The sequence below is a fragment of the Treponema pectinovorum genome, assembly GCF_900497595.1.
GTDB classification, from domain to species: Bacteria; Spirochaetota; Spirochaetia; order Treponematales; family Treponemataceae; genus Treponema_D; species Treponema_D pectinovorum.
On record NZ_UFQO01000004.1, the window covers coordinates 16781 to 31609 of the forward strand.

A 14829-nucleotide genomic window follows, 5' to 3' on the forward strand; every position below is an offset into this window, starting at 1 on the left:
AAGCTGGTTTTCATAATTTTTTGAAAACTGGCTTTTTTTTTATCCTTTTTTTCTTTTAAAATTTATTAAAATCTTCCGCTTGTTTATAAAGTAAAAGTGCAGTTGCCATCAAAGCGTGCGACATCTGTAGCGAACCAATTTCTTTATAAACATCGCCTTTTTTCATAGAAAAATAATTTAAGAATTCATCTTTGTCTAAATTTTGTACCCCTGTTTCTTGCAAATCAAAGGCCGCAAAAAAATGAACGTGGTTTGCCATAAATGCAGGATTTGGATTCATCTTTCCAAGGTAAACTAGTTTTTTAGATTCGCACCCCGTTTCTTCTTTTAATTCTCGTCTTGCACTTTCTGCTGGAGATTCTCCATCTTCTACAACTCCACCAGGGAATTCCACAGTTAAACATTTTTCTCCATGTCGCCACTGCTTTACCATTATGAAATTTTCATCTTTGACAGGAAGTACAATCACCCAATCCCTTGAGTCTATTGTTATGTAGCGATTCTCCAGACCTTCGCTTGATTTTGAAAGTGTTTGGCAAACCGTGGCAATCGGTGTTTTTAATAGAATTTCTTTTGATTCTTCATTCCATTCCATATCTTTGTCGCTAAATTGAGATTCCATTTATTCCTCCGTAAAAGTGGGTGGGACTTTCTGTTTTAATTTTTTGGCTTTTGACTTAGATTTGATTTCACTTTAATATTAGTATATAAAATTTTTATGAAATTTAAATGTCTTTAGTTTAGGTGGAGGAAGTTTTGCATGGCTATTGTTACTTTTTCAAGGCAATTAGCATCGTTTGGTGATGAAGTCAGCAGGATCGTCGCGGAAAAACTTGGATACGACTATGTTAGTCGCGATGATTTAGAAAGGAAAATAGTTGAATTAGGCTTCCCTTTTGAAAAACTCCACAAATATGACGAAAAGACTCCTGGATTTTTTGCTTCTCTTACAAAAGACCGGGACGAATATCTTGATTATCTGCAAACCGCAATTTTGGAAACTGCGAGCAAAAATAATTGCGTAATTGTGGGGCGTGGTTCTTCTGTAATTTTAAGCGACCTTGAAAACCATCTTTCGTTTAGAATAATCGCTTCTGAAAACGACAGGATAAGAAGAGCGATGGATTTTTTGCAAGCCGATGAAAAACAGGCTAAAAAACGACTTGCCGCTGCGGATAAACAAAAATTAGGTTTTTATAAGAGTTTTTTTGATGTTCAGATTGACGACCCATCGTTGCACCATGCGATACTTAACACCACATTGCTGGATTTTCATTCTGCTGCGGATATGATTTGTGCTGCCGTAAATTCTGTAATAACGGCAAAAAAAGAGGCATCTGCAAAGGTTAGAATAGAAGAGCTTTTGATATGCCAACGCATTGTGAATATGCTCATTTTGGAATACGGCTTAAATATCAATTTTTTAAGGGCAACTGCTCGAGGCGGAAAGGTAACATTGCACGGAGTCGCGGATTCTTCTGCGATTGTGGAAAGAGCGTTGATGATTACTCAGGCGGAACTTCCAGAATACAAAGTTGAGTCTGCGGTAAATGTTGTTCAAGATTTTAAGGCTTATCAGCAATGAAATTTTTCGCCACTTTAATTTTTTTTATTTTCTTTCTGACTTTTGGAGGAATTTTTGGTGTAATATTTTGCTTTTTAAAAGACTTTTTAATAAAGCGAAAATCTTTTAAATCGTATTTTTTTCTGCTGTGTATACTTTTGAGCGTTTTAATTGCCTTTGCGACAGTCGGCTTTATTTTTATAGATGATATATCTGCAAAACTTTCTTATATCGAACAAAATCCTGCTTTTTTTATTTTTGCTGCAATCTGTGGATTTTTGTGCACTTCATTTTGGAAAATATTTCTTCCATTAACTGTTCTATCTTACATTTTGATTTCGGTCTTTACAGGAAGTCACCTATATAAAAGATTTGGCGCAATGCCGAATTTTATTCCGATTACCGTAAATCAATCGAGCGTAAATTGTGATGGGTTTGATTTTTTTATCGATAGTCCGCAAAAAAAGAGTCTGGTTGTAGAGGTTTATACTTTGCCTTCAATATTGATAATTCCGCTTCCACGCCTTTGGTATTCTGTAATTGGCGTTGTCGATAGCGATTATGTCGATGACGGTAGCGATATAAGAGAAAAATCTGTATTTTCAGGAAAGGATTTGAATGCAGGCGAAGACAAAGCAATCAAAGTCTTTTCCTTTGCCAAAAAAAACTTTGACACATATTTCAAATGGATTTTTTCTAATCGTAAATACATTTTGGTTCCGCTTCCTAATGAAGAAAATTTGCCTTCAGTTTACAAGTTGAATTTTAAAGAAAGCGATGAAATTTTGTATTGCGGCCTTTCTAAAAGCCTTTAGATTTACCTCTTGCCTTGACTTTTTAGGGTTGAATTAAGATAATTTACAATCATGAAAGTTTCGAATAAGTTTACTTTTGCCCGACTTGTCTTTGCGCCAGTGTTTTTTGTTTTATATAATCTGCCAATTTGGATCAATAGTAAAACTTTGGCTTTTGTGTCAGGCTGCATAATGATTCCATTACTGGTTATTTTTGAACTTACGGATTATTGGGACGGTCATTATGCTAGAAAGTGTAACGAAGTAAGCGATTTGGGAAAACTTTTTGATCCTTTTGCAGACGTTATGCTCAACCTTACAGTTTTTGTCTGCGCAATGACTTCTTTTGATTCAAAAATGGGCTCTTATATGCCTTTCATCGTTTTTATCTTGATAATGTATAGAGAATTTTCCCAAAATTTTTTAAGAATGCTTGCTATAAGGCAGGGCGTTGCAATCGCTGCAAGAAAAGGCGGAAAAGTTAAGACAGTCTTTTACATTGTTTCAGGATTTTTTATGTTAACAGCAGAATCATTTATAAGGCTTGGCCTTGTGGAATTGGTAAACAGCAATTTTGGTGTTGATATAAAATCTTTTTATCCGCAAGCAAAAATCGTTATTCAATCTCTTTTTGTAATCTGCCTTGTTTTAAGTTATACGTCGTTTATAGATTACATTAAAAATTTCGGTTCTGTGTTCAAGGACATGTAAATTTCCAAAGATATGTAAAAATCGACGAGTTTTTAATTCATCTGTCCTGATTTTTAATTTTTATTCAATGCGCTCATTTTATATGAGCGTTTTTTTTATCTCTTTTATAGACATTATAAAATCAAAAAAGGGCGTACCCCTTTGCTTTTGCAAAGGGTCGGGCTTTCCGAGGTTCCGCTATCGCTGCATCGTCCTCGTCGCTTTGCTCCTGCGGTCGACGGCTCCGCCGCCCCTCCAATCCCTTACGCATTGTCGCACAGGAGGTGCGACCTGCAATCAATGTTGCCAGTTTTGAAAAAACTGGCGGTCAACTAAAAACACGGATGGTTTTAGTTGACAACAATCCCTTACGCTGTAAGCTCGCAGGCGAGTAGCGGGGCTACAAGTAGACCCTTACGCATTGTCGCACAGGAGGTGCGACCTGCAATCAATGTTGCTAGTTTTGAAAAAACTGGCAGTCAACTAAAAACACGGATGTTTTTTCAAACTTTTGCGAGCAAACTTTATAAGCCGATAAAAAAACTGGCTACCCGACTGGAGTTTTAATCCTTTGAATAGCCAGTTTTTTATTGTGTTAGTAAACTTTCGCTTTTTACATTACATAGAAGCGTGGCAAGTACGAGAAATTACATCGTCCTGCTGTTCTTTTGTAAGGTTGATAAAGCGAACTGCGTATCCAGAAACGCGAACTGTAAAGTTTGCATATTCTGGTTTTTCTGGATGAGCTTGACAGTCCTTGAGTTTTTCAACGCCAAACACGTTTACGTTCAAGTGATGAGCACCAGTGTGTCCAGAATCTGGTCCTATGTCAAAGTATCCGTCCAAAACTGTTACAAGGTTTTCAATGCGTTCATTTTCATTGTGACCAAGTGCACTTGGGTTGATTGTCTGAGTATTTGAAATACCGTCCAGTGCATATTCGTAAGGGAGTTTTGCAACAGAGTTCAAAGACTTGATAAGACCCTTTGTTTCTGCACCGTAAGAAGGGTTTGCTCCTGGTGAGAATGGTTCATGTGCTTTGCGTCCGTCTGGGAGAGCACCTGTAGCCTTTCCGTATACAACGTTTGAAGTAATTGTAAGGATTGAAGTTGTAGGTTCTGCATCGCGGTAAGTTTTGTGTCTTCTTATCATTGTCATGAAATTTTTAAGAAGAGTTACTGCGATTTCATCTGCTCTGTCATCATCCTGTCCATAGCGAGGGAAGTCGCCTTCTACGATAAAGTCTTTTGCCAAGTTTTTTACAACCTGTTTTACTTGACCAGTCTTTTTGTCTTTTATTTCTACGTCGCCACGAATAACTTTAACCTTTGCATATTTAATTGCAGAAAGCGAGTCTACAACATGGCTAAATCCTGCAATTCCTGTTGCAAATGTGCGTTTGATGTTTGTGTCTTCAAGCGCAAGTTCTGCTGCTTCATAGTAATATTTGTCGTGCATATAGTGGATAGCATTCAATGAGTTAACATAGATTCCTGCCAACCATTCAAGCATTGCATTGTACTTTCTTAATACTTCGTCGTAGTTTGAAGCGTCAAGAACATCTGCTGTTATAGGTGAATATTCTGGCCCAATCTGCTCTCCAGGTACGAGTCCGTCTGGTTCGTCTTTACCACCGTTAATTGCGTAAAGAAGTGCTTTTGCAAGGTTTGCACGAGCGCCAAAGAACTGCATTTCTTTTCCTGTCTGAGTTGCAGATACACAGCAACAAATTGAATAATCATCACCCCAAACTGGACGCATTACATCGTCGTTTTCGTACTGGATTGATGAAGTGTCGATAGAAATCTTTGCAGCATAGCGTCGGAAATTTTCTGGCAAGCGCTTTGAGTACAAAACTGTCATGTTTGGTTCTGGAGCAGGTCCCATGTTTTCCAAAGTATGGAGGAAGCGGAAGTCTGTCTTTGTTACCAATGAACGACCATCCTGTCCAAGACCTGCTACTTCGAGTGTTGCCCAAATTGGATCTCCAGAAAAGAGATTGTTGTATGCTTCAATACGAGCAAAGCGAACCATGCGTGCTTTCATTACAAAATGGTCAATTAACTCTTGTGCTTCTTTTTCTGTGATGAGTCCTGCTTCAAGGTCGCGGTTTATGTAAATGTCGAGGAATGTTGAAACACGTCCGATAGACATTGCAGCACCATTTTGAGTTTTGATAGCAGCCAAGTATCCAAAATAAAGCCACTGTACAGCTTCTTTTGCTGTTGTTGCAGGATTAGAAATATCAAAGCCGTACAAAGCAGCCATTTCTTTCATACCCTTGAGTGCTTTAATCTGCTCTGCAACTTCTTCTTTGTGGCGGATTACATCTTCTGTCATGGTTCCATCGCCGATGTTTTCTTTATCTGCCATCTTTGCTTTTACAAGAGCATCGATACCGTAAAGAGCAACTCTGCGGTAGTCTCCTACGATACGTCCGCGTCCGTAGGTGTCAGGCAATCCAGTAAGGATGTGCGATTTGCGTACTCTGCGAATCTCTGGTGTGTAAACATCAAATACAGCGTCTGAGTGTGTTTTGTGGTAAACTGTAAAAATCTTATGTAGTTCTGGATCTGGAGTGTATCCGTACTGTTTGCACGAATCTTCTGCCATTTTTATTCCACCAAATGGCATAAATGCTCTTTTAAGAGGTTTGTCTGTCTGCAAACCTACAACCTTTTCCAAATCTTTGAGAGAAGGGTCAATATATCCTGCTGGATGAGCAGTAAGACCTGTTACAACAGAAGTATCCATATCAAGAACACCAGATCTTACTTTTCCGTCTTCACCGGTTCTCTTGCTGTTGTATTCTGCCTTTTGGAGTTCCTGCAACTTAGCAAAGAGTTTGTTTGTTGCTTCTGTTGGTCCTTCTAGGAAGCTTTCGTTTCCATCATAAGACGTATAATTGTTTTGAATAAAGTCTCTAACGTTAACTTCTTCTTTCCAAAGTCGTCCTTTGAAACCGTTCCAAGCGTCTGCCATAAAAATCTCCTTGTGCTTTGCGAATAGGAGACCTGAAATTGATGCTTGAATACACCGAAATTAACCTACGGATATACAATATGAGAGGTGTGGTACGCCAGATATGACGAGATTGCCAAAACTGGCTTTAATTAAGTGTGTTTCCAAAACAGCAGTTTTTACAGGGCTCGTATTTATGCAAGCAATTTTGTATATACTTCGTTAGTTTGTTACGACTAACGACTGTTTCAGTGGCTTTATAATAATGCAAAAAACTTTTATGTGCAATAGTAATAGTGTTTTTTTTGCATTATTTTAACTTTTTACACAATATTTAGTGTACTTTGGGTAAAATTCTGCCAAAGCTCCATATAATTTCAAAAGAACTTTGTCGCTTTTGTTGTTAAAACCTTAAAAAACTAGCCATTGGGTAATTTAAGGACAGTTTATAAAAGCACAGAATTTTTATTCTTGCTTTTTTAGGCGGCTTTTTTGCTCCACTTCGTTTTGCAAAAAAACAGGCTTTTCAGGGTTCGCCGTCTTGCGCGGCTCATTCGACACAACTGCTAAACGCAGTTGCTTACGAACTGGCGCTCTTGCGCCAGCCCTTACAATCCTTGCCGCACTTGTCTATTTTTCTTGCAAGTGCGATATAAAGGTTTGCAAGATTTTTAGTTAAAAAAACACGGACTTTTAACTTGCTCGTGTCTTTATTTTATTTAAACATTGCTACAAGAGTTTCTTTTGGAACAAGTCCAACAGAAGTTTTTACCGCTTGTCCACCTTTAAAAAGGATTACAGTTGGAATGCTTACGATTCCATACTTGCTTGCAAGTTCTTCCTGTTCATCAACGTTTACTTTGCCAACTTTTACAACTCCCTGATTTTCTTCTGCAATCTGTGCAACGATAGGGCCAAGCATTTTGCAAGGTCCACACCAAGAAGCCCAAAAGTCTACTAAAACAGGCAAATCCGATTTTAGTACTTCATTTTCAAAGTTATCTTTTGTAACAGTTATTTCCATAGTTTACCTCCATATTTTTTTACAAGACCGCTAAGGAAATTTTCTGTATTCCGCAGCAGTTACTGTATGCTAATAAGATAGTTATAAAATCATGTAAAAGAAAATGAAAAAGCTGTTATGTGAGAAGTAATTTGGTTAAATTTGCAGATGTGTATTTTTTTATCTGCAACTAAAGTTTTGTAGAACTTTTATTTTTAATAAAAGTTTATTGCCGTTTTTTTACTTGAACTGCTTTACAACATATCGAAAAAACTTAGCCCGGGGTGTAAAGGCGGCAAAGCCGGCCACCGCAGCGAGCCAAAGCGAGCGAGGAGGCTGGAGCGCTAGCGAAACCTTGAAACACCGGTTAAACAAAAAAACACCTTCCGCTTGCGTGCAGAAAGTGTTCTCGCAGAAAAAAATCTTGCTTCTAAATCTTAATAAAAATATTTTAAGCAAAAATTGGACGAACTTTTATTACCGCCTGACAGTTTTCCAATGCGGTGAGAGTTTCGTCTTCGACTTTTCCGTCAACATCGATAAGCGCATAAGCTATGTCTCCACGGCTCTGGTCAACTATTCCTGCAATATTGAGTTTTGCATCGCCAAGGATTGTCGTAAATTTTGCTATCATTCCCGGCACATTTTTATGTGCTATGCAAAGCCTTGTTCCTTTTTCTGGGATTGGAGTCTCGATTGTCGCTCTTGGGAAATTTACAGAATTTACGATTGCACCTGTTTCCAAAAATGCCCTCAATTCTTTTACGGCCATTATTGCGCAGTTGTCTTCTGCTTCTGGAGTTGAAGCGCCCAAATGTGGCATACAGATTACTTTGTCGCACTTTATTAGTTCTTCGTCAGCAAAATCTGTTACATGAGAAGCAACCTTGCCCGATTCCAACGCTTTTAGCATATCTGCATTGTTTACAAGTCCGCCGCGTGCAAGGTTTATAATGCGCACTCCATTTTTCATCAGTTTTATAGAAGAAGAATTTATCATTCCTTTGGTTTCGTCCGTCTGCGGAACGTGAACCGTTATATAATCCGCTTTTTTGTAGAGGCTGTCCAAAGTTTCAGAAATTTTTACATTGTGGTCGAGCGAAAGTGCGGCCTTTACAGAAAGGAAGGGGTCGTATCCTACTACATTCATTCCAAGTGCAATTGCGATGTTTGCAACCTGAGCACCTATTGCGCCTAACCCGATAACGCCAAGAGTTTTGCCTTTTACTTCTGGTCCTACGAAATTTGATTTTCCCTTTTCTGCAAGGGCAGCAATTTCGTCTCCTTTACCTTTTAGTTCTGTGTTTACCCATCTGTTTGCCTGCACAACTGGACGGCTAGAAAGCAAAATAGAAAGGATAACGAGTTCTTTTACCGCGTTTGAATTTGCTCCTGGAGTATTGAATACAACAACTCCTTTTTCTGCTAATTCCTGGCATGGAATATTGTTAGTTCCAGCACCTGCCCTTGAAACTGCTTTTGTATTTGCAGAAAGGCTCATTTCGTGCATATCAGCAGAGCGGACAAGAATTGCGTCCGGGTTATTTATTTCTGTTGCAACTTCGTAACTGTCGCGAGGAAAGTCGTTTAAGCCAACTGAACTTATCTTATTTAGCGTTTGAATTTTAAACATTGTTTTCTCCTTGATAAAAAATCAAAATTTAATTAGAGGAGGGGAGAGCGCTCCCCTGCGGCCGCACTGCGTTGCGTCCTACCCCTTCACCTAAGGGCAAAGCCTTGTCTGTGCGCCCTTAAAAACCCGCAGTCTTTAGTTTTCTTCTGCAAATTTCTTCATAAAGGCTACTAAAGCCTTTACACCGTCCATCGTCATTGCGTTATAAATGGAAGCACGCATACCGCCGACCAATCTGTGTCCCTTTAAGTTTATAAGACCTTGTGCTTCCGCCTGTTTTACAAATTTAGAATTTATTTCTTTTTCTTTTGCAAGAGATGCTTCGTCTTGCGCTCCATTTGAGTATTTTGTAAGGAACGGAACGTTCATAAGAGAGCGGCTGCCTTTTTCTGCTGTCGCATGGTAAAAGTCGGAAGTGTCAAGAAAGTTGTAGAGATAGTCTGCTTTTTCCTTGTTCAATTTTAACATTCCTTGTGCGCCACCATTTTTTTCTATCCAATGCAAAACCTTGTTTAAAACGTAGATTATGTAGCAAGGAGGAGTGTTGTACATAGATTCATTTTCCGAATGTGTTTTGTAGCAAAGCATTGTTGGAGTTCCTGGCAGGCAGTTTTCTGGCTCTGGTATTAAATCTTCGCGGATTATAACAAGGGTAACTCCTGCTGGAGCAAGATTTTTTTGTGCGCCTGCAAAAACAAGCCCAAATTTTGAAACATCGAGTGGTTCAGAAAGAACACAAGAAGAAATATCTGCTACAAGAGGAATGTTTCCTGTTTCTGGAATATATTCGTAATGAGTTCCCATTATGGTGTTGTTAAAACAGATGTAAGCGTAGTCGTAGTTGCCTTCGATTTTTTCTACACGCGGAATGTACGAATAGTTTTTATCCTTTGAAGAAGCGATTATATCAACTTCGACTCCGAGTTTTTTTGCTTCCGCAGCGGCTTTTTTTGCCCAAACCCCAGTTTCAATGTAAGCGGCTTTTTTGTTTTTTATTCCAAGATTCTGTGCAACCATTGCAAATTGAGTTGAACCACCGCCCTGTAAAAAAAGAACTTTGTAGTTTGAAGGCACATTCATCAGTTTGCGAACCATCGCTTCTGCTTCTTGAATTATAGGCTCAAAAGCATTTGAACGGTGGCTCATTTCCATAACAGACTGACCTGTTCCCTTGTAATTGAGCATTTCTGCTGCACATTCTTTTAAAACTTCTTCTGGAAGGCATGAAGGTCCTGCGCTAAAGTTATACACTCTTTCCATATAAATTAACTCCTAGTGATAACGGTAAGTGTTCCGAATTTTTATTTTGCAAGTATAGGGAATTTAGACAGGGCAGGGCAAGGAAAAATCATATTTTTGCGGTTTTATTGTGAAAAAAATCACAAAGATGTATTTAAAGAAGATTTGAAGGGAAAAAAGATGAAATGATGAAAGTTAAAAATGGAAGTCTGAAAGAGATAAATGGCAAAACTCAAAATGCAATTTTAGAAAGCAATGCACTCGGCGAAGCGTTTGTAAGTTTTATGTTTTTTGGAAGAGAAAGAACTGTGTTCGTGTAATTTATTATCGCTTTTATGCCATAGTTTACGAGGCGCTCTGCCATAAACTGTGCTTTTTCATCGGCAACTGCAAGCAGAGCAAAGTTTATGTTTAACTGTCGAATTTTTGTTTCTAAATCCAAAGTTGGAAACAGAGGAATTTTCGTTTTTATCAGGTCGAGGCGGTTTTGATTCGTATCGAACCCTGCAACAAGGCTAAAGGGAGTTTTTTCAAAAAAAATCGGATTAAGCAGCGCCTGCCCAATTTCAGAAAGCCCTACGATGCAGACATTTTGCTTTATTAAAGGCAGGTTAAAACCTAGCGCAGAATCAATACCTTGTTTTAAAGATTTTACATCGTAGCCGTTACTCACTCCAAAGTGTAGCCCCAAAAGCGAGAGGTCTTTTCGTATTGTAGTGTCGCTCCAGCCTGTGAGTTCTGCGATTTTTAGCGAAGTGAGCCTCGTTTGAGTTTGCTGGCTTAAAAGGCGCGAGAGAATTAAAAGTCTTTTTTTTGAATTTTCTGATATTTCTTTCATGTTTTCAATTTTGCGTTTGTTTAGAGTTTTATCGTTCCGATTACGGTTGCATCATCTTCTGAGTAAGATTTATTTTTTTTCTTGGATTGAGTTTTGTTTCTTGGGGAATTTTCATCAATTTCTTTTAATCGATTTTCGCGTTCCTGTTCGCTTAAATTTTCTTTAGATTCGATTTTTTTTGTTGCTTTTGAAGAATGAACGAATGCAAATACAGAACCGCAAAGCCCGCCTATTATATGTGCAATGGTTGAAACATTTTGTTCAGATGGCGAAATCAGTTCCCTTGCAATGTAAACGCCGATTATCATTATAAAAGAAAACGGAATCGTGTGCTGTTTTAAAGTGCTCAAAGAAGCAAGTACAATCAGCATAAAGCCGATTCCGCTTGAACCTGCCAAAAAAGTGGTTAAAAATAAAGCATTTATAAGACCTGTTATAAAAGCTGTTAAAATCATCATAAAAGCGAGTCGTAAAGAACCGTATCGCTCTTCCATTAGAGGTCCGAGCAACAATATAAAAGAAAGATTCCCCAGAAGATGATTTATATCCGCGTGTCCAAAAACATGGATAAAGAGTTTTATATAGCAAAAGGTGTTTGTCCAGTCAAAAGGAACATGCGAATTTTTGTTTCCCGGAACTGCAAAGAACATGCGGACGATTTTTCCATGAGTAAGATACTGGTCTAATACGACGATGAAGATGCAACAAATCGAAAAAGTGAGCGTTACAGGCGCGTTGTACGAAAGTCTAAAACCTTTTTTCATAGAGATATTATCGGATAAAATTTTAGTGCAGTTGAGACGGGGCTTTTGAAAATGACGATTAGGATTGAATTGAAATTGAATATTGCATTAAAATACATAATTATGAACGCAATTATAACAGTCGTTGGAAAAGACAAAGTCGGAATAATAGCAAAAGTCAGTGCGATTCTTGCAGAACACGATGTTAATGTGGCAGATATAACGCAGACAATCCTTTCTGGTAATTTTGTAATGATGATGATGGTCAGCATGGAAGGAGCAAAATTGTCCGTCGACGGTTTGCGCACGGTTTTAAACGAAGCGAGTTCTAAAATGAATGTCGAAATAAATGTGATGGCGGAAAAAGTTTTTTCTTCGATGAATCGCATTTAATTTTTGCGACACAGTTTTTTTGCTCTTGAGATTTTTGCAAATTTAGTGAAAGAGATTTTTTGATTTTTTTGTAGTTTTCAAAGTTGTTTTGTCGAAATGTTGAATTTTGTGTAACGAAATTATTTTCGCTGGCGTGTCTTTGTTTATTTTTTTGCAACAATTACCATCGTTCGTGCTTTTTCATTGTAGGGGCTAAAGTCAAAATCGCCGTAAACTTCAACAGAAGTAAAACCTATTCCGCTTAAAATTCTTTTTAATTCAACAGCGGAATAAAGCCTCTGTACAAATTCGTGCTCAATTCGCTGTCCTGTTTCCTTGTCTATTAAAATCCATTTTGAGCGCAAACCTTCCCAAGCACCTTCAACTTTAAACTCTGTTAAGACTGTTTTTCCTGCCCTGTCGAACCATTCGCCTTCCGTAAAATAGAGGATTGCAGTTTCTCTGCTTGTGCATTCAAAGATGAACCAGCCGCCGTCTTTTATGCTGTCAAAAATGTTTTTAAGAATTTTTACATCTTCTTCTATGCTTTCGCAGTAGCCAAAAGAAGTGTAGAGATTTATTGCACAATCGAATTTTTTTTCGGAAACGAAGTTTCGTAAGTCTGCTTTTATAAGTTCAATTTTCAATTCCTCGTCGTCTGCGCTCTCTTTTGCTGCGTCCAATTCGCTTTGAATCAAATCCACACCAGTTACATCCATTCCAAGCCTTGCAAGTTCCAAACTTATTCTTCCAGGACCGCAACCTGCATCTAGGATTGAACTGCCTTTTTTTAGACCTGCAATTTTGCAGACATCTTCTGCGACAGCTGGCGCTTCTGCCCAATGTTGTACATCGAACATTATAGGACCGTAATTGTTCCAGAATGATTCTTCTTCAAACCACTGCTTCTTTGATTTTTTTGCCATTGAACTGCTTCGTCTCCTCATAACTTTTTGTTGTTGATAAGATTGTAGCACAGATTGGAGCTTTGTTAAGCGACTTAATTTTCTGCAACTTTTAAATCTAAGGCATCAAGAGCAAGCCTTGCTGCATAAGATGCATTTTTATCTTCGCTGTCTTGCGTTTTTTCTAGTTTTGTGTCTAAGACGAGTTTTTCGCTTTCTTTTCGTTTGCTGCGCTGATTTTCGAGGAGTTTTGCGCTTTCTAAAATTTCGTTTGCGTTTCCTTCATTTAAGTTCAGGATTTTAGAAAGTTCTTTTGCAGAAGATTTTGCCAGTTCTTCCAAAGTTGTAAATTTTTGGAGCAAAATTTTTTCTCTCTTTTCTGCAACATGCGGAAGTTCCAAAAAAATGCTCTTTGTGTTTTCTTTTGTACGCAGATTTTGATTTCTGCTTGTTGCAAAGCGGTGAGTTTCATCTCTAACTCGTTGTAAAAGCCGTAAAGCATCGCTTCGTTTCGGGAGGCAAATCGGTTTTGATGAATGTGGACGCCAGATTTCTTCATCGCGCTTTGCAAGACCCGCGATAGGAATTTCTAAATCTAGTGCTTTTAAAATTGAATCCACAGCATTTACCTGACCGATTCCTCCATCGATCAAAATCAAATCTGGAAAATCCTTTTCTTCATTCTTTAACCTTGAATAACGGCGGGTTGCGGCTTCTTTCATTGAAGCAAAATCATCTATGATGCCATTTGTTGTTTTGAGCCTAAAATATCTGTAATTTTTTTTGTCGGGATTTCCTTTCCAAAAACTTATTAAAGACGCAACCGGGAATTTTCCGCCGATGTGCGCAATGTCAAAGCCTTCAATTCTGTTTGGAATATTTGGGAGAGCGAGCAAAGTTTTTAATTCTTCAAGTGCAGGAGTGTCGCCTCGTTCTCTAAGCCGCCTTATTATGTCTTCGTGCGCATTTGTTTTTGCCATGTTTAAGGTTGCAGCGTGGCGGCGATTTTCTGGAGTCAGCCTTTTGTCGTCTTCTTTCGCACTTATCTTTATGATTTTCGTCGTCTGAGTTTTTTTGTTTTCATCGTTTTGGTTTAGCCACTCGCTTAAAAATTCCTTATTGTCTTCGTCTGTAACGTAAATTGTAGGTGGCAAATCTTTTTTGTCTGCATAATAGGCAACTGCAAATTCTTCGAGCAATTCTTCGTCTTCTGCAAGGCTTTCTACTCTAAAATTGTCGCGTCCTAAGAGCTTGCCGCCTCGAATTTTTAAAACTGTAAAACTTACCAGTTCGCCTTCTCGCCAATGTGCAATGTAATCGCGGTCTTCAAAGGTGTCGAATCCTTCTACCAGATTCTGATTCTGCATTATCGTAAGCGCCTTTATGCCATCTCTAAGCCTAGCCGCTTTTTCAAAATTCAGATTTGCGGCTGCTTCTTTCATCTGCGCCTTGAGTTTTACAAGTGTTTCATCGCCTTTTCCCTCAAGTAAGGACTTTATTTCTTCGATATATTCTGTATAGGACTCTCTGGTGATTTTTGAACAGCAGGGCGCTTTGCACCGTCCGATGTGATAATACATGCAGGGATTTGCTCTTTTTTTTAAGGTTCTGCAATGGCGCACTGGATACAACTTGTAAAGAGCTTCTATGAAAGTATCCAATGCGCCAGCGTCTGGGTAAGGCCCAAAATAAGTTGAACCGTCTTTTTTTAAAAGGCGGGTTTTGTAAAAGCGTGGAAATTCTTCGTTCGTTATTTTTAGCGATGGATAAGATTTTCCGTCTTTTAGTTGAATATTGTAGCGAGGTTCATATTTTTTTATGAGGTTGTTTTCCAAAAGAAACGCTTCGTATTCGTTGGACGTTGTTATGTATTCGATTGATTTTGCATTGGAAACCAGCATCTGCACTTTGATGTGGCGTTCTCCTGAAAAGTAGGATGAGAGTCTGCTTTTTAGATTTTTGGCTTTGCCTACATATATGACGGTTCCTTCGTTGTTCCGCCAAAGATATACACCGCTTGAGGAGGGCGCTTTTAGTGCGGTTTCGTGAAGTTTTTCATAAGCCGGATTGATGGTCGTATTCATTTT

The 14829-nt window shown here is 38.5% G+C and carries 13 protein-coding genes; 4 read left to right on the forward strand and 9 right to left on the reverse strand.

What is annotated here, in order from left to right; all coding sequences use genetic code 11:
- Nucleotides 1-55 precede the first annotated feature (55 nt).
- On the reverse strand, nucleotides 56-622 hold the full coding sequence (locus tag FXX65_RS06910) for an NUDIX hydrolase (RefSeq protein ID WP_147613745.1): 567 nt from the start codon (nucleotides 620-622) through the stop codon (nucleotides 56-58).
- Nucleotides 623-760: 138 nt separating this feature from the next.
- Here FXX65_RS06910 and FXX65_RS06915 point away from each other — a divergent pair, with 138 nt between their 5' ends.
- From FXX65_RS06915 to FXX65_RS06925, 3 genes are all read left to right on the forward strand, one after another.
- Nucleotides 761-1585 (forward strand): cytidylate kinase-like family protein, encoded by an 825-nt coding sequence (locus FXX65_RS06915; protein WP_147615661.1) that lies wholly within the window; start codon nucleotides 761-763, stop codon nucleotides 1583-1585.
- A gap of 137 nt (nucleotides 1586-1722) precedes the next feature.
- On the forward strand, nucleotides 1723-2379 hold the full coding sequence (locus FXX65_RS06920; RefSeq protein WP_147615662.1) for a hypothetical protein: 657 nt from the start codon (nucleotides 1723-1725) through the stop codon (nucleotides 2377-2379).
- 51 nt (nucleotides 2380-2430) lie between these two features.
- Nucleotides 2431-3069, forward strand: a complete 639-nt coding sequence (locus FXX65_RS06925) for a CDP-alcohol phosphatidyltransferase family protein (protein WP_147615663.1) — start codon at nucleotides 2431-2433, stop codon at nucleotides 3067-3069.
- A gap of 597 nt (nucleotides 3070-3666) precedes the next feature.
- On the opposite strand, the gene pflB is transcribed toward FXX65_RS06925, so the two are convergent.
- The 6 genes from pflB to FXX65_RS06955 all read right to left on the reverse strand — a co-directional run bounded on the left by pflB (nucleotide 3667) and on the right by FXX65_RS06955 (nucleotide 11486).
- Nucleotides 3667-6030, reverse strand: a complete 2364-nt coding sequence (pflB, locus tag FXX65_RS06930; RefSeq protein ID WP_147613749.1) for a formate C-acetyltransferase — start codon at nucleotides 6028-6030, stop codon at nucleotides 3667-3669.
- 694 nt (nucleotides 6031-6724) lie between these two features.
- On the reverse strand, nucleotides 6725-7033 hold the full coding sequence (gene trxA, locus FXX65_RS06935; protein WP_147615664.1) for a thioredoxin: 309 nt from the start codon (nucleotides 7031-7033) through the stop codon (nucleotides 6725-6727).
- A 430-nt stretch (nucleotides 7034-7463) separates the two neighbouring features.
- Nucleotides 7464-8645 (reverse strand): phosphoglycerate dehydrogenase, encoded by a 1182-nt coding sequence (locus tag FXX65_RS06940; protein ID WP_147613751.1) that lies wholly within the window; start codon nucleotides 8643-8645, stop codon nucleotides 7464-7466.
- 135 nt (nucleotides 8646-8780) lie between these two features.
- Complete coding sequence (gene serC, locus FXX65_RS06945; protein ID WP_147613752.1) at nucleotides 8781-9905, reverse strand: 3-phosphoserine/phosphohydroxythreonine transaminase; 1125 nt, start codon at nucleotides 9903-9905, stop codon at nucleotides 8781-8783.
- 211 nt (nucleotides 9906-10116) lie between these two features.
- Entirely contained in the window at nucleotides 10117-10722 is a 606-nt protein-coding gene (locus FXX65_RS06950) for a redox-sensing transcriptional repressor Rex (RefSeq protein ID WP_147615665.1), read from the reverse strand.
- 20 nt (nucleotides 10723-10742) lie between these two features.
- A complete protein-coding gene (locus FXX65_RS06955) occupies nucleotides 10743-11486 on the reverse strand; it encodes a rhomboid family intramembrane serine protease (protein ID WP_147615666.1) in 744 nt (247 codons plus the stop codon).
- Nucleotides 11487-11588: 102 nt separating this feature from the next.
- Between FXX65_RS06955 and FXX65_RS06960 the strand changes: the two genes are divergently transcribed.
- The gene (locus FXX65_RS06960; protein WP_147615823.1) at nucleotides 11589-11858 is read left to right on the forward strand and encodes an ACT domain-containing protein; all 270 of its coding nucleotides are present in this window, start codon (nucleotides 11589-11591) and stop codon (nucleotides 11856-11858) included.
- A gap of 143 nt (nucleotides 11859-12001) precedes the next feature.
- Here FXX65_RS06960 and FXX65_RS06965 read toward each other — a convergent pair whose 3' ends face one another.
- Together FXX65_RS06965 and uvrC are read right to left on the reverse strand one after the other, a co-directional pair.
- Nucleotides 12002-12763, reverse strand: a complete 762-nt coding sequence (locus FXX65_RS06965) for a class I SAM-dependent methyltransferase (protein ID WP_147615667.1) — start codon at nucleotides 12761-12763, stop codon at nucleotides 12002-12004.
- Between the two features lie 74 nt (nucleotides 12764-12837).
- Complete coding sequence (uvrC, locus tag FXX65_RS06970; RefSeq protein ID WP_147615668.1) at nucleotides 12838-14826, reverse strand: excinuclease ABC subunit UvrC; 1989 nt, start codon at nucleotides 14824-14826, stop codon at nucleotides 12838-12840.
- Nucleotides 14827-14829 lie beyond the last annotated feature (3 nt).

Bases quoted from the DNA above. Each gene is read 5' to 3' on its own strand.
- FXX65_RS06910 (WP_147613745.1), bottom strand. From the start codon at position 622: ATGGAATCTCAATTTAGCGACAAAGATATGGAATGGAATGAAGAATCA.
- uvrC (WP_147615668.1), bottom strand. From the start codon at position 14,826: ATGAATACGACCATCAATCCGGCTTATGAAAAACTTCACGAAACCGCA.
- FXX65_RS06950 (WP_147615665.1), bottom strand. From the start codon at position 10,722: ATGAAAGAAATATCAGAAAATTCAAAAAAAAGACTTTTAATTCTCTCG.
- FXX65_RS06965 (WP_147615667.1), bottom strand. From the start codon at position 12,763: ATGGCAAAAAAATCAAAGAAGCAGTGGTTTGAAGAAGAATCATTCTGG.
- FXX65_RS06955 (WP_147615666.1), bottom strand. From the start codon at position 11,486: ATGAAAAAAGGTTTTAGACTTTCGTACAACGCGCCTGTAACGCTCACT.
- pflB (WP_147613749.1), bottom strand. From the start codon at position 6,030: ATGGCAGACGCTTGGAACGGTTTCAAAGGACGACTTTGGAAAGAAGAA.
- FXX65_RS06925 (WP_147615663.1), top strand. From the start codon at position 2,431: ATGAAAGTTTCGAATAAGTTTACTTTTGCCCGACTTGTCTTTGCGCCA.
- trxA (WP_147615664.1), bottom strand. From the start codon at position 7,033: ATGGAAATAACTGTTACAAAAGATAACTTTGAAAATGAAGTACTAAAA.
- FXX65_RS06940 (WP_147613751.1), bottom strand. From the start codon at position 8,645: ATGTTTAAAATTCAAACGCTAAATAAGATAAGTTCAGTTGGCTTAAAC.
- FXX65_RS06915 (WP_147615661.1), top strand. From the start codon at position 761: ATGGCTATTGTTACTTTTTCAAGGCAATTAGCATCGTTTGGTGATGAA.
- FXX65_RS06960 (WP_147615823.1), top strand. From the start codon at position 11,589: ATGAACGCAATTATAACAGTCGTTGGAAAAGACAAAGTCGGAATAATA.
- serC (WP_147613752.1), bottom strand. From the start codon at position 9,905: ATGGAAAGAGTGTATAACTTTAGCGCAGGACCTTCATGCCTTCCAGAA.